General features: G+C 40.5%; 11 protein-coding genes and 1 riboswitch. Of the genes, 3 read left to right on the top strand and 8 right to left on the bottom strand.

The genetic code is table 11. From position 1 onward, the window contains the following. Positions 1-309: 309 nt before the first annotated feature. On the bottom strand, positions 310-1,386 hold the full coding sequence (gene rlmN, locus FZC78_RS22975; RefSeq protein ID WP_148942390.1) for a 23S rRNA (adenine(2503)-C(2))-methyltransferase RlmN: 1,077 nt from the start codon (positions 1,384-1,386) through the stop codon (positions 310-312). Positions 1,387-1,570: 184 nt separating this feature from the next. After that, complete coding sequence (locus tag FZC78_RS22970; protein WP_148942389.1) at positions 1,571-2,149, bottom strand: chloramphenicol phosphotransferase CPT family protein; 579 nt, start codon at positions 2,147-2,149, stop codon at positions 1,571-1,573. 760 nt (positions 2,150-2,909) lie between these two features. Here FZC78_RS22970 and FZC78_RS22965 point away from each other — a divergent pair. Beyond that, the gene (locus FZC78_RS22965; protein WP_148942388.1) at positions 2,910-3,137 is read left to right on the top strand and encodes a hypothetical protein; all 228 of its coding nucleotides are present in this window, start codon (positions 2,910-2,912) and stop codon (positions 3,135-3,137) included. A 247-nt stretch (positions 3,138-3,384) separates the two neighbouring features. Further along, a complete protein-coding gene (locus tag FZC78_RS22960; protein ID WP_148942387.1) occupies positions 3,385-4,200 on the top strand; it encodes an STAS domain-containing protein in 816 nt (271 codons plus the stop codon). A 125-nt stretch (positions 4,201-4,325) separates the two neighbouring features. On the opposite strand, the gene FZC78_RS22955 is transcribed toward FZC78_RS22960, so the two are convergent. From FZC78_RS22955 to FZC78_RS22940, 4 genes are all read right to left on the bottom strand, one after another. Next, positions 4,326-6,005 (bottom strand): M3 family oligoendopeptidase, encoded by a 1,680-nt coding sequence (locus FZC78_RS22955; RefSeq protein ID WP_252183715.1) that lies wholly within the window; start codon positions 6,003-6,005, stop codon positions 4,326-4,328. A 304-nt stretch (positions 6,006-6,309) separates the two neighbouring features. After that, positions 6,310-8,325: a putative bifunctional diguanylate cyclase/phosphodiesterase gene (locus FZC78_RS22950; RefSeq protein WP_148942385.1), complete on the bottom strand. Its 2,016-nt coding sequence runs from the start codon at positions 8,323-8,325 to the stop codon at positions 6,310-6,312. A gap of 1,132 nt (positions 8,326-9,457) precedes the next feature. Then, positions 9,458-9,865 carry an NUDIX hydrolase gene (locus tag FZC78_RS22945; RefSeq protein WP_148942384.1) on the bottom strand — a complete coding sequence of 136 codons (408 nt, stop codon included), beginning with the start codon at positions 9,863-9,865 and terminating at the stop codon, positions 9,458-9,460. A 458-nt stretch (positions 9,866-10,323) separates the two neighbouring features. After that, the gene (locus FZC78_RS22940) at positions 10,324-11,055 is read right to left on the bottom strand and encodes a YwaF family protein (protein ID WP_148942383.1); all 732 of its coding nucleotides are present in this window, start codon (positions 11,053-11,055) and stop codon (positions 10,324-10,326) included. Positions 11,056-11,509: 454 nt separating this feature from the next. Further along, a riboswitch (purine riboswitch) is annotated at positions 11,510-11,610 on the top strand. A 222-nt stretch (positions 11,611-11,832) separates the two neighbouring features. On the opposite strand from FZC78_RS22940, the gene FZC78_RS22935 reads away from it, so the two are divergent. Beyond that, positions 11,833-13,125, top strand: coding sequence for an NCS2 family permease (locus FZC78_RS22935; RefSeq protein WP_148942382.1), 1,293 nt, complete (start codon positions 11,833-11,835; stop codon positions 13,123-13,125). Between the two features lie 103 nt (positions 13,126-13,228). On the opposite strand, the gene FZC78_RS22930 is transcribed toward FZC78_RS22935, so the two are convergent. Both FZC78_RS22930 and FZC78_RS23980 read right to left on the bottom strand, forming a co-directional pair. Beyond that, the gene (locus FZC78_RS22930; protein ID WP_148942381.1) at positions 13,229-14,710 is read right to left on the bottom strand and encodes a Na+/H+ antiporter NhaC family protein; all 1,482 of its coding nucleotides are present in this window, start codon (positions 14,708-14,710) and stop codon (positions 13,229-13,231) included. A gap of 83 nt (positions 14,711-14,793) precedes the next feature. Then, positions 14,794-15,066 (bottom strand): IS30 family transposase (locus FZC78_RS23980; protein ID WP_187445070.1); only part of this gene is annotated, 273 nt, incomplete at its 5' end.

Genomic DNA, 15,066 nt, shown 5'->3' with positions numbered 1-15,066 from the left:
GGTAAAAGTACAATCTTTCCCTCCACCTATCTGCTTCATTTACTTTGTATTGCTTTCGGCAGAAAGGACTTTGTTTTGTGTTGCAAACTCGTCCAACAATACTAGCCTCTTATGAAGTTCGTGTTCCTCAGACCGGAGGTTTGCCGCTCGCTTCCTTCAGATTCCACGTCACCATGGACACCCTTGCGTTAAGCTAACTGCTACTTCTGCCTTCACAGTTCGGGACTTACACCCTATAGATTGCACCCATGCCAGGCGCACAACAAAAAGAGCCAGCAGCTTAGTTAAGCTGTTGGCTCTTTAAAGGGTTCAAGAACGCACTTTGTCTTGATCTTTCTTGATCTGCTTACTTCGCAGCTGTCCGCATGCTGCATCGATATCTGTTCCATGTTCAGTACGAACACCGCAGTTAATCCCCTGATCCATGAGTGTACCATAGAATTCTACAATGGCTTCTTTGGTACTGCGCTGGTATTGGCCGTGCTCGTCAACTGGATTGTAAGGAATTAAATTCACGTAAGAAAGATGTTTTTTGCTTTTCAGAAGCTTCGCAAGCTGAAGAGCTTCTTCTTTATGATCATTGACATCCTTTAACAAAATATACTCAAAAGTAATTCTTCTGTTTGTCTTCTCCAAGTAATAATCAATAGCCGGCATTAGTTTTTCAAGCGGATAAGCTTTATTGATCTTCATGATTCGGGTACGCAGTTCATTGTTTGGCGCGTGTAATGAAACCGCCAAATTCACTTGGATGTTTTCATCCGCCCAGTCATAGATTCTGTTGGCGAGACCGCTTGTTGACACGGTGATATGTCTGGCTCCGATTGATAATCCTTTTTGATCATTTACTACACGGAGAAAGTCCATTAAATTTTCATAGTTATCAAATGGTTCACCAATACCCATGACCACGATATGACTTACTCTATCGTCATTTCCTTTAGCATCCAAATGATGCTGTACATTCATGATCTGCTCGACGATTTCTCCGCTTGATAGATCTCTATTTTTTCTCAGCAGGCCGCTTGCACAGAAAGAACATCCAATATTACAGCCGACTTGGGTCGTAACACACACAGAATATCCATAGTTAAACTTCATCAAAACCGTCTCAATCAGGTTCCCGTCCTCAAGTTTGAAAAGGAACTTTATTGTGCCATCCTTGGATTCCTGTTTGATTTCCTGCTGAAGCGTACCGAGATGAAAATTCTCTTCCAGCAAGGCAGTCAGCTGCCCGCCGATATTTTTCATATCCGAGAAGCTGGTTACGCGCTTTTTATATAGCCAATCCCAAATTTGAGAAGCACGGAATTTTTTTTCGCCCTTTTCAACAATCCAAGAAGTCAATTGATCTATTGTTAATCCATATATAGAAACTTTTTCCATTGTAAACCCTCATTTCGAAATACTTGCCTTTTTCTACTTTTCTATACTACTTAAAGTATGCCAATGTCGCAACCCATTTATAATGAAAAGAAAAATTTAATCGTCTATAGGTGAAGCAGTTCTACCCAGCAAGGGTCACGAAGGGCCGTTTCTTTTAAACAACGGAAAAGTGCCTCTCTTAGGATTAGCATTTCTCAATCTTCTGATTTAAATATTCTTCCACTGAGTTTTTCCAGCCAGAAGCTTCATCCAAATTTTCCATTCTCTCTTTGATTAACTGAGCGGCTTTCTCCAAATCATCATTGTATGTGTCAATCTCAATGTCGTACTCCTCTTGTTGCTGATGCACATAGGAGAGTTGGCCGCACGCTTGTCCAACCTGCCTGTCTCCCCTGGTCATTTCTCTCCTTTCCAGCTCAATTGCAGGACAATGCACCCCGACAAACAATACTGGATAATCCTTTAACGTTTGATAACAGTCTTTTTGTGTTTCTTCATTAAAAAGGATTTGATCTACAACAAGGTTTATTCCATTATCGGAAAACATTGAAATAGTGCTATGAAAAAAACACTCGGTCGGAACAGGGATCAACCTTTGATTCTCACGGTCTTCCATCTTTTCGATAATATAGTCATAATCATCAATGGAAAGATGAAAATAATCGGGCAATTTCTTTATTATCTTTTGTGCTAAGGTACTCTTTCCTGAACTAGATACACCATTCAACAAAATTATTTTTCCTCTTGTCATGTCATACATCATTCCATTTCTGTCCTATTTACTGACAATTTCCGCTTTGCCAGAGAAGCTTTTAAATTCAGAGCCTTTAATATTTCTATAGATACAGGCGAATATCCTTTTTTAAATGACTGACTTACTCAAAGACTTAGTCGTTAAAAGTAATGAATTTCAGCTTCAAGCGGGCGCCGGTCTCGGGCCGTCAACCGGGTGGATTGTAAATTCACTACTTTGATTAAGCCACAAATATGTGAGCAGAGCACTTTAAAGAGACTTCTTATTGCCTCGAATAGAAGTTATTCGAAAAGCCGCGAAACTTTTCAAGCATGTCTTTCGTATAACATTACAAGGAATGCATTATTGTTATTATGTGTTTTCATTTGACTGTTTTCACATAGATTGCGGCTTTCTTATTCTTAAAGGGTTTTCGCTCCATGCCCTCTGCCCATAAGAGGGAGGATGATAAAATCGCATTCAAAAGCAACAATCGTTTAAAAAGGCTGTTTTATCATTATTTTCGGTGATATCTGCGCATTAAATGTTAAACAGGAAAAAATTTACAAAAAGAGCATTTTATGTTTATGAGACCCGTGAATACTGACTTCGATGCCTCATGTTAGAAGGATCATACTCCGTGCTCAATAGTTTAGCCTTTCATAAATTCAGGACCTCCGCCTCTACAAAACTCAGTCTTCAGGCTGAGATAATAATCTATTAATTCAGATAAAATACCTATATAATAGAAAATACATTCAACAATACTTTTATTGTAAGGAGGGGTATTATGACAGGCACCATCGCTGTTGTCATGATTTTTTCCATCCCGATCATAGCCATCATTAGCGATCATTTTCAAAAAAGCTATAAGTTCAAGCAGGCCCTTTTGAAAGATGAACTTAAGTTAGAAAAACTGAAACAAGAGAACTTTGTCATGGAAACTGAAATGATGAAATTGGAATTGGAGCGAATGAAGCTGGACCGTCCTCGGGAAGAGAAGACTGAGGTTCTCTAATATCATTGGTCCTGGAACCTTTGGCGAACCAGGACCGAATAACCTTCTTGGAATCTTTGTTAGTAATAGGAGATTAGAAAATGACCATAATTCCCCTTCCCCTAACCTAAATCCTGAACAGGTACTGTATTTCCCTCTATTCTAATAAGGACATCCCTTTATATTAGGCATTTCATTTGAATGTACCTGGATTCTTATGTACTATTAACTAGGAATCTTATTACTTAAATATTAATGGGGTAAAGTCATGGATCAATTAGCGTTATTATCGGAAAAATTAATTGAGAATAAATATAACATCGCTAGAGAAATTACAGATATAAAGACTTATCAAGAATTAGATCTTGATGAATCTAACGTACATGAACTGCTAGAAGGCCGGGCAAAGTTCATTCACCTTATCGCTCAAGCACTGCAGTATGATAATCCAGATACATTGAAGGAAGACATCGCTCACTGGGCTGAATTCGCCGGGCAGGCTGCTATTAAATCCAATGCACCGATGAAAAGCACTCTTAGCACTTCTAAATTGTATAGAAAATATATCTGGAAGTATATCCGTGAAATAGCCTTAGAAAATGATTTATCTCTGGAAATCGTTTTCGATGCAGCATCCATTATAGATCCATTATTAGACGATGCTATTTTGATTTTCGGTTTGAGTTACGTAAAATATCATGAAAATATTTTGAAGAATACAAAGGAAGAATTTCTACGTATTTCTTCTCCCGTTGTAAAAATCTTCGAAAGTGTTGCAATATTGCCTTTGATTGGTGATATTGATGGAGAAAGGGCTCAGATCATTCTTGAAAAAACCTTAAATAAGGCTTCCCAATACCGCCTCTCACATTTAATCATTGACCTTTCAGGCGTCACAATGATGGATGATATGGTGGCTTCTGAAGTTGTAAAAATTGCAGAGGCCTTAAAATTACTCGGAATCAAGGTAATCATTACGGGAATTCTTCCTGATGTGGCCCAGAAAATCATCCAGCTGGGAATCCAGCTCCCTGACATCGAAACACTTGGCTCTCTTGAGAAAGCCGTCAAAGAACTTCTTTAGATCCCAAAGGGAAGCAATTGCTTCCCTTTTATCATTGAGTGAAAAAAAGGGATTCTCTCATTCAGGGGATTTCATGTTTTCTTACACTTTTTTATTCTTGCTCACCAATTTATGATTTTCATTCATCAACTCTTCAGCAACTCTTCAGCAAACTCGATTATTCCGGCTATTGCCTCTTTTTCAAAAGGACTTATCAGCCCTGCAGCCTGACAATGCTCCTTCAGTGTCCTGCTTCCTCCAGCTTTACACATCTCTAGATAGCTTTCCCAGGCAGCCGCTGGTTCTTTTTGAGCCATTTTCAGTAATTGCACTGCCACTGTATGGGCCAAATCATAGTCTATAAAATAAAAAGGACTAAAGAATATGTGAGCGATGCTATGAAAACTCCCGCCATCTTCCAGATACTTATTCCCGTCATAATCTAATTCAGGCATGTAGCTCTTCTCTAGTTTTCTCCACTCTTCCCTTCTTTCTCTTATAGTAGCTTGCGGTTTTTCATACAAGAAATGTTCAAATTCATCCACGGCATTTGCGAGCGGCATATACATAAAGGCTTCTGCCGTGTGTGAGTATTTATATTTCCAGGTGTCCTCTTTAAAAAATTGATCAAGCCACGGCCAAGCAAACCGTTCCATTGCAAAAGAAAATATTTCTGCAGAATCAACTGGAATGATATATTCGGGACAGTTCAAACTGCTGCTCATAAAAAATTGAAAGGCGTGCCCGGCTTCATGGGTAAAGACACGAACATCATTTGAAGTACCTGTAAGGTTTGCAAATATGAACGGCTTTCTTTCTTTTCCCAGGTAGGTTGCATACCCCCCGCCCTTCTTACCTTTCCGGGGATAGAAATCATAATGACCCTCTTCAAAAAGAGCATTTGAAAATGTTTTTGTTTCTTCAGATAAATCCCTCAACAAATTATGCATTCCTTCCCTGAACTGCTTCTCACTAACCTTTATTGAGGGCGGGCCCTCCTTAAACATTATTTTGTCATCGTAATACTTTAATCTTTCAACACCCAGACTGGACTTTTGCCTCTCTCTCAAAGATGAAGCAAAGCCAACTCCATATTTCCTGATTTGTATTCTATAATTCTCTAAATCAAAGGGTGTAATATCTGTCCTGTTCATCCGTTCGTATCCGACTTCAATGAAGTTCTTTCTTCCTAACTTAAGAGAGATTTCATTTCTCACAGCGATTAAATCATCTAAAATGTCATCAAACTTACCTCCATTCTCTTCAAAAAATTCTGTTCTGGCTTCCCATGCCTGTTTTCTTATCATCCTGTCTGGACTAGCCATATACTTTCCCAGAGCGGATAAGGGCAAGTGTTCTCCCTGAAATTCCACTTCAGCCGTTCCAAGTAATGTTGAGTACTCTTCCATAAGCTTAACTTCAAGATCGACCTTTCTTTCAATCTCTTTCCGATAAGAATTCACTTTTAATCCGGCAAGCCTGAAAACCTGTTTTCCTGCGTTCTTTTCAAGCTTTTCTTTCTGCGGACAAAGAAGACGATCCTGATAATACCAGGTCACTAAATTTTGATAGCTGGTATCCCGTGACATGAATTCCTGGTAGGCAGAGGATGTTTCTCTATCATTAAAATCCTGTACATAGCGGAGAGTGATAAGATTTTGAGCTCCCTCATATTCAAACCGCAACTCATTCATTTCCTCTAAGATCCTATTAAGGGTAAAGACATTGTCAGTTGCTTTAAATTCCTTCAGCTTTTCTTCAAACTGTTTTTGGAAAACATCAAAATCGAAGTGGCTTTCGGTTTCTAGATAGTAATTGGTTTTCATGGTTAACACCCTCTCTTCTCCTTTACTTTATATAGTAATTTAAATTACTACAAAAAGCAATTAGTGTTTTTGAAAATAAAAAAAGCCCGAATTATGCGGGCTTAAAGTACATTTATAGATTTCGTTTGGTCCAAGTCATTTAAAATAAGGCTCTTTTTGTTAACTTCGCTTGAAACCTCACATTATAATTGGGAACATGAAAGCTTTGCGAAGCTCTCTCCATGTAGTGAGAAAAAACCTCTCTGTCTATATTTTGGCAGATTATCAAAAAAAGATTCCTTTTTCCATCTCTACTCGTGCAGTTCTAAGAAGTCACTGCTGGATCAGCTGTAATTACAAGGCTGTTTCTTTCGAGGTATTTCAGTAAATCGCTGCTGTTTAGCGGTCTGCTATAATGATAACCTTGTGCGTAACGGCACTGCTCCCTTAATAGAAAATGTTCCTGCTGAGGAAGCTCCACACCTTCTGCCACTACTTCTATCCCAAGATTTTCGGCGATGGACATAATTGCTTTTACAATCGCATCATCTTTTCCACTCTCATTGACACTTTTGATGAATGAACGATCGATCTTGATATTCTGGATTGAAAAGTCCTTCAAATAGCTGAGAGAGCTGTATCCTGTCCCAAAATCATCTATGGAAATTCCGATCCCGTTTTCTTTGAATTTTTCTAAAAGAGAAAGGGTATGTTCAGTATTGACCATTGCCATGGATTCCGTTATCTCGATGGTCACAAGTGAAGGGGATATTCCTGAATCCATGATGATTTCCCAAAGCACTTCAAAGATATCTTTCTTCGAAAATTGTTTGAGTGACAGGTTGATGGAAATGGTATATTCCTGATTCAGCTGCCTATTCCAGTCATGGATTTGCCTGCAAGCCTCCCGGACCACCCATTCTCCTATGGAGACAATCATTCCCGTTTCCTCTGCTATATGTATGAATTCCCCGGGACTGACCATCCCTTTCTCTGGGTGGTTCCACCGAAGCAGCGCTTCAAAACCGACGACCTTTTTATCCTTCAGGCTGATAACCGGCTGATAGTAGACTTCAAATTCCTTATTTAGAAGAGCCTTGCTTAAATCAGCCTGTAAGGTAATGTCCTTGTTGAATTCCTCCTCTAATTGGCGATTGAAAATGGTGTAGGAGTTTCGTCCATCCCCTTTCGTCTTATACATGCTAATATCTGCCTTGACTAAGAGTTCTCCAGGAGTCTCCGCATTTTCAGGGTAAGAAGCAACACCAATTGAAGTCGTCACTGTAATTTGCCGGTCATTGATAATGAGCGGATTGGACAGGTAATCCAAAATGCTTCCGCAAAATTCTTCTACTGTTAATTCATTCATTTCCTCGTGGTAAAAGATAACGAATTCATCCCCTCCCAAGCGTCCTGCCCGGTCAAGAGGACCTAACTTACTTTTTATAAAGGAGGAAACTTTTATCAGCACTTCATCTCCGAAAAAGTGGCCGTGGGTATCATTTATATGCTTAAAATAATCCAGGTCTAACAGTAATACATGGAATGGACTTCTTGACTCTCCCGTTTTTTTAGAGATGCTCTCCTGCATATAGCTGCGATTATACAGGCCTGTAAGAGAATCATGATAGGCCAAATAATTAAGCTTTGCCCTTTCATCCAGGTACTGCCTCTCTCCCTGTGCCACTGTTATGGCAAACAACAGGATAGCACTTACATATTCTACATTGAATAGATCATAATTTACCGTCAAGCTGAATGCCTCTATAACGGTAATAAAAGAACCAAATAAAGAATGACCGCATATTATTGAGATGATCACCAGAGACACATTTTTAACTTTGGCAGGTGAATGCAGCTGATCAAATCTGACCTGCTGCAGCACCCTGGTAAGCAGAAATAAAGTTATAACGGTATGAAGCACCGCGAACAGAAGAGTGTTATTCAAGATATATGTATCAAAACCAGTAAGTTCCAGGTAGAGGCTGCATTGAATGGCTACCAGAAAAACCCCCGCAACGATACTGCTAATGAAATAACCTAAGGAATTTTTGTCCTGTTCAATATTTTTCAGGTTATAAAAGACAAGACTGAACGCCAGCATAGTAAATGAAAACAGGCTGACTAACAGGATGGACATGCCTGGCTTCCTCATATTTGCATACAGACCATATTCCACTGCCAAAAGGAAGATGACTCCCCATATAATAACGGATGCCGAAAAAGAATATAGTACGACAGCCTTTGTCTCTTTAAAGAGGTGACTATACTTTAATAAAAGATAGACTGAAATACTGATAACCAGTATTGAAGATAGCAGCGTCAAACTCTCAATGCTCACTCAATGGCCCCCTCCCTAATTATGCCTTTGCCTATATGATGCGAAGTATGGAAATGTGGATGTATCTTCCTATCTATTATATTTAAGTAATGTTTCTTTCTGCAACTCTATTTTTATAACTAAGCCGCCAAGTCCTTAGGCAGCTTCAGTACCCATTCATTTCAAAAAGGCATAGATGGTGCCAGGATGCTCTTTAACATAAACTCCGCTTTCTCCAATCATAAGATGTTTACGCCTAATACCTCCCAAGCATTATCGCTTAGAATACTGGTTCCCTTTCAACTAGATAAGAATTCTATTTTATTTTACCATATATTTCTTTTGGTTTTATTTAATTTGATAATAGTCCTGCTTGCTTTATTACTGCAGTAACTAGGTATTTCTTTCAAACGAATCAGCTAGTTTATCAGAATAACTTACTAGTTTCTCCTTTGGTGTCACTCAAACCGCTCTAGAGGGTCACCTAGCAGCGAAAAACAGGCTCCTGCTGTCACTCAAACCGCTCTCGAAGGGCACCTAGCAGCCAAAAACGGACTCCTGGTGTCACTCATCCAGCTCTCGAGGGACACCTAGCAGCGAAAAACAGGCTCCTGCTGTCACTCATCCAGCTCTCGAAGGACACCTAGCAGCGAAAAACGGACTCCTGGTGTCACTCATCCAGCTCTCGAGGGACACCTAGCAGCGAAAAACAGGCTCCTGCTGTCACTCAAACYGCTCTCGAAGGACACCTAGAAACGAAAAAACGACTCCTGCTGTCACTCAAACTGCTCTCGAAGGACACCTAGCAGCGAAAAACAGGCTCCTGCTGTCACTCAAACCGCTCTCGAAGGACACCTAGAAACGAAAAAACGGCTCCTGCTGTCACTCAAACCGCTCTCGAAGGACACCTAGCAGCGAAAAACGGACTCCTGGTGTCACTCATCCAGCTCTCGAGGGACACCTAGCAGCGAAAAACAAATTCCTGCAGTTTTAGGGATACAATTACTCTCTGAATTGAAAGAGCAGCTCTTTCCACCTTTGCTTATCCGGTTATTACCGGTGAATACTGGCGTTCTCTTATGAAAAATATTAATTAGAAAGTTTACGAAAAGAGCCTTTAAAAAAGAAGCCCTCAATGAGGCTTCCAAAATAGTTATGTAATTGCATTGAAAGAGTCTGAGACACTCTTGATCAAAGGCAGATCCTCAGGATACATCTGGGGCAGACTTTCGAACTCTTCGAATGATTTCCAGCATGCTTCTTCTATATTCAGATCAGGGTCATTGACCTCCAATGTTCCGCCAGTTATAGCCACATGAAAATAATAAGTCGTAACTGCAATGCCTTTGATTTCTGTTTGTTTGACCTTTAATTTTCGTACAATTTCAACTTCGCAGCCTGTTTCTTCCTTTACCTCACGGATACAGCATTCTTCAGGCGATTCTCCTGCTTCAATTCCTCCAGAGGGCACACTCCATATATCGGTTCCCATTCCTCTCACCACAAGAATTTTTTGTTTTTCGTTTAAGCATATAGCCGCAGCACCTCTCCATTCTTTCAATGCAATACCCCCTGCTTAAGTAATATATGTATATTATACAATTATTTACTGATTTTTTCGAAAAAATTACAAAGAGTTTGATAGCAAGACTCTGTACGGCGCTTTTATTTTTCATAAAGGCTGAATTTGCAAGATGGTGACTGCTTTAAAAGAAATGGATTTCCGCTCCAGGCCGACGACTCCAATCCTTTCCCTCTGCGTAAAAATGGGGAGGAGGATAATAATGAATTTAAATGCAACAACTTTTAAAAAGAGCCTTCATAAAAAAATCTCTTCTTCCCGAAGGAATGAAGAGATTTACGAAGAGTCTCTATGGCATACTAAAAAATCCTGAAAAATATGAAGTCGAGGCTTGGATCAGCGCTAAAAGAATTTTGCTTTCATCTGCTCTTCTACAAGAGTACCTTTCTTTTACTGCAATTTGGACTCTTTAATTGAAACAGCACCAGGATCCCTCTTTAAAACTCCTTTATCATCTCCTTTTTCCTAGACAGATGAAAAGGTAAATACAATAGAGAAAACAGGATGAATGCTACAGCTTCCAAGGAAAGGATATACCATGGATAAGGGCCCAGCAAATCGATGGGACTTGCATTTACTGGCTTATGAAGCAGAAACATATAGTTTGCATCTATAGCGATATTGATCAAAAAAACAAAGAATGCGATGATATTCAGAGCAGCTAGCGACTTTAAGACAGATGAGTAGGTGGCTCTATATCCTTCAATCCATACCATATATAAGCAGGAAAGGACGATGGCTATATGTGCTATGAAAAACTGGAAATAACGAAAATGCGGAAAACCGTAGAATAATTCCGGTGTTAAAATAGCAACGAAAGCACCTGTCATGCTCACAAAAAAACTGATTTCAAAAATTCGATAGCTTCTCGTCAGCAGCATGATTGTGCACAAATAGAGTGACAGAGAGCAGAGCTGAAAAGGAAGATTTATAGCAGCATCCCAACGATCATTGATGAAATACCAATATTGAAACGACACTTCTCCAAATACAAGCAATGCAATCAAAAGGTATCTCGTCAACTGTCTTCCATGAGCTATAATCCGGTGTCGAGCCAGATAAAAAAGCCCCAGAAGCAGAATAGAAACTCCAATAGCCATCAAATGGGACATTGAGAACATTACAAAAGGATATCCCTCACTATCAAAATTCAATATTTCCTTCAACATACCGCCCCCCTTTCTTCATCTGTTAAAGCAATATGTAGTAAAGCACTTTATTTATTATAATTATATTATGTATAGTTGGACCTTCAAACCTCAGTAAACAAGGTACATATTTTTTTGCTGAAGTTCTAATGATAGTCTATTAAGGCTCCATTAATATTATGCACGGTCAGACATGAGACAGGGTACGAATATATTTTAATCCTAAAAGATCGGCACCATAAGCAATCGCTGCTGCCTGTACGACACTATACTATTAACATTGCGTGTAGTTTTAAATTCCCTTGATCCTTTTGGAGTAAACTTACTATATTCCAGCTGTTGCTCCTTCAGTACGATAATCTATATTGAGAAGTATTCCCTCATCGAGCGTATGTACCGCAGGAATAATTTCAATAAATTGATTATTTCATTCTCTATTGACGGTTAATTTTTATGTTGGTAAGATGACTACTATTATATTTGAATAATAAAACCTTGTATAAGTTCAGGAATATGGCCTGAGCGTTTCTACCAGCTACCTTAAATAGCTTGTCTACAAGGATAGTAATGATTTTATAATTATTTCTATTCTTATGGATAATTGCTCTGGCGGCTGATTTGCTGACAGAGCTTTTTTGAGTTGTTCTATTGAAGTTTTATCGTGCTGTTAAGCTGACTGGCACTCAGGGGAATTCACCTTCCTTAAAGTTTAAGGGCTGTCACTAAACAATCACTATGTCTATCACTATCCATTCATGGTTCAACTTACTACTATGAGACACCAGGAGGTCAATCATCATGAAGAAATTTTTTCAGTTTGAAGAACGTGCAACGTCCTACAAACAAGAAACACTGGCAGGCATCACCACCTTTTTATCCATGGCCTATATATTAGTCGTCAACCCTGTCATTTTAAGTCAGGCTGGAATGGATAAAGGAGCATTGTTCACGGCCACTGCCCTTTCTGCTATTGCAGGTACCTTACTTATCGGGATCTTGGCCAATTACCCAATCGGGATAGCCCCCAGCATGGGGTTGAATTCATTTTTTACCTTTTCTGTTTGCATAGGGATGGGAATCGATTGGGAAGTAGCTCTTACAGGTGTATTTGTGGCAGGGATCATATTTATGATCTTAAGCTTAATGAAGATTCGCGAAAAAATCATTAATGTGATTCCTCAGGATCTGAAACACGCAATAGCGGCGGGGATCGGCTTTTTCATTGCTTTTATTGGATTGAAGAACGCTGGAATCATTGTAGCTAACCCTGACACTTTCGTATCTATTGGTCAGTTGGCTTCTCCATTGACAGGACTTGCAGTCGGAGGATTTGTTATTACCGTTTTAATGCTTGTCAGAGGCGTTCATGGTGCCATCTTCATAGGAATGGTCGTTACAACTATTATCGGAATGATTGCCGGTTTGATCGGCATCCCGGATTCGTTTGTCGGAAAAGTCCCAAGTCTTGAACCAACTTTTGGAGTGGTTTTCTATCACTTAGGAGATATTTTGACTCCTCAAGTATTGACCGTCATTTTCACTTTCTTGTTTGTTGCTTTCTTCGATACTGCTGGTGCGCTAATTGCGGTGGCAAGCCAGGCTGGCTTGATGAAAAACAACCAAATACCGAATGCAGGGCGAGCGCTCCTGGCCGATTCAACTTCCGGTGTCGTTGGAGCCGTACTCGGTACTTCAACAACTGCTACCTTTGTTGAATCCTCTGCCGGTATTGCTGTAGGAGGAAGAACCGGTTTCACATCCATCATCATTTCCGCCTGTTTCTTTATCGCGTTGTTTTTCTCTCCGATTCTAGGAGTCATTACACCAGAAGTAACAGCACCTGCGTTGATCATTGTCGGAGCGTTGATGGCAACAGAGATGAGCAAAATCAATTGGGGACACATGGAAATTGTCATCCCATCCTTTATTACCATCCTGATGATGCCCTTGACTTTCAGTATCGCTACAGGAATTGCATTAGGCTTTATACTCTATCCTCTAGCCCTGATTTCTCAAAAAAGATTCAAAGAAGTGCACCCGATCATGTATGCTCTCTGCATCCTGTTCATCTCCTACTTCCTGTTCGTCTAAGCATTGTTTTCGCAAACTGTCCTTTTAAAAGAAATTGTCCCTTTTGATGTGTTAAAGCTAAAGCAAAAGAGGTGCCGGTATTTTTGCCGGCACCTCTTACTGTTTATTTATAATCTTTAGGCTTAACTTCCTCCCCGTTTTTCCCGCTGTAGCGAAGTCCCCATCCAGTGAAAGCTGCTATCAGCATCACGAGCAGCAAGCCCCATCCTTGAAAGACATATGGAACCACTTCTGTAGGGCTGACGATCGGCAGGAATTCATACTCTTCCGCGGCCCCCTTTATCGTTGCCCATGCAAGCAATACTCCTCCGCTCCATGGAAAGATATAGCCTAGTGAAGACGAAACCGTATCAAGGAAGTTTGCCCGGCGGTAAGGATGAATGTTCATCTCTTTGCCGATTTTCCGGACAAACGGCGCAGCGGCAATTTCTGCTGCCGTATTAATTGTGATGAAGATATTCAGAAATGCCACGATTCCGAAGATCGACAACTCTGCTCTTCGAACCACATTATTGATCATTTTCAGAAAAAAGTTCTTAATGACTTCCATCGTACCTGCTACTTCCATCAAGTGAGCGGCAGCCAGGATGAATAGGATCAAAATCGCCATATTGAAATAGCCTCCGATTCCGCTCATCAAGGCTCCTTCCACGACCGCATTTCCTGTATCATCTTTGTAAATATGGATCACTTCTGTAAAAGGTGTTCCTGAAATGATGATGAATACAATGGATGCCACAATTCCCCAGGTAAGGGAAGTCAGCAAATGATGGCCTGATAGTGCAAGATATAAGACGAGCACAAAAGGAATCAGCAATAGCAGGCCGCTCGGAGATACCTGATCCTGCAGCTGGGCCATTGCTTCTGTTCCGGCAGCTTCTCCTCCGCCGCCTAACAGAACAAATAGAAACAGTGCAGGAATAGCTGCGGAAATGGAATATTTGAACCTGGATTTAACCACTCCCGGAACATCGGCTTCCTGTGTAGTTGCAGAAACAATCGTCGTATCAGACACCGGCGCAAGGTTGTCCCCGAATACCGCACCACTAAGAATTGCTGCCAGCAGGACGACAGGATCGGCTCCTAATATAATTCCAGCAGGATACATAAGAATGCCAAAAGTAGCGACTGTTCCATATCCTGTTCCAACAGCTGTAGAAAATAGGGCAGCCAGCAAAAATGTTAAACCTGCAAAAAAGCCGCCTTCCAGGTTGGTTTGGAAGCCAAACCATATCAGTCCATCCACTAGTCCACCCGCAGAAAGCAATTTAGCGAACATTCCAGCCCAGAACCAGGCTATGACAGCTATGACCCCTATTGGCTGCGCCATCCCAGAAAATAAACTCTGTGCATAATCTGCCCACTTTGATTTACAGAAAAAAAGACCAATTGCGATTCCGATGACCATCCCGAGCACAAGTGCTTCCTCTGTAACAAGCTCAAGGACACTTAGCGTTATTGCCCAAACGATGAAGAATACAAGGGGAATTGTTGCAGCAAAAACCCCTCCTCTTAACTCAAGCCGCTGGACTGATCTTTCTCCAATTGCGTCATCAATGACTTCATCTCTTTGTTTCTTATCCATATTGACACCACCTAAGTTTGTTCATACTAGTCTATCATTCTGCAAAATATTTTGAAAATGTTTTTAGGCTGTAAATTGTCAACTCAAGTCGAACACGGCAAGAAATTCATGAATACCTCAAATGGCGTATTATAATTGAGCACTTTCCGGGGGACCTGGTTGAACGTCAAGAGAAAATCCATGATGTCCTTCTGGGTCATTCGGTTGAAATCGGTTCCTTTTGGATACGTGCGCCTAATGCGGCCGTTACTATTTTCGTTGGTGCCACGCTGACCTGGTTTGCCGGGATCCGAGAAGTAAAAGGGAACCTCCAGCCCTTTTTCGACTTCTTCCCAAAGATGAAATTCCGAAATTCC

It is taken from the genome of Rossellomorea vietnamensis, from assembly GCF_008180415.1.
GTDB lineage: Bacteria > Bacillota > Bacilli > Bacillales > Bacillaceae_B > Rossellomorea > Rossellomorea vietnamensis_C.
This window is presented reverse-complemented; position numbering and strand designations above follow the sequence as displayed.

Bases quoted from the DNA above. Each gene is read 5' to 3' on its own strand.
- rlmN (WP_148942390.1), bottom strand. From the start codon at position 1,386: ATGGAAAAAGTTTCTATATATGGATTAACAATAGATCAATTGACTTCT.
- FZC78_RS22970 (WP_148942389.1), bottom strand. From the start codon at position 2,149: ATGATGTATGACATGACAAGAGGAAAAATAATTTTGTTGAATGGTGTA.
- FZC78_RS22965 (WP_148942388.1), top strand. From the start codon at position 2,910: ATGACAGGCACCATCGCTGTTGTCATGATTTTTTCCATCCCGATCATA.
- FZC78_RS22960 (WP_148942387.1), top strand. From the start codon at position 3,385: ATGGATCAATTAGCGTTATTATCGGAAAAATTAATTGAGAATAAATAT.
- FZC78_RS22955 (WP_252183715.1), bottom strand. From the start codon at position 6,005: ATGAAAACCAATTACTATCTAGAAACCGAAAGCCACTTCGATTTTGAT.
- FZC78_RS22940 (WP_148942383.1), bottom strand. From the start codon at position 11,055: ATGTTGAAGGAAATATTGAATTTTGATAGTGAGGGATATCCTTTTGTA.
- FZC78_RS22935 (WP_148942382.1), top strand. From the start codon at position 11,833: ATGAAGAAATTTTTTCAGTTTGAAGAACGTGCAACGTCCTACAAACAA.
- FZC78_RS22930 (WP_148942381.1), bottom strand. From the start codon at position 14,710: ATGGATAAGAAACAAAGAGATGAAGTCATTGATGACGCAATTGGAGAA.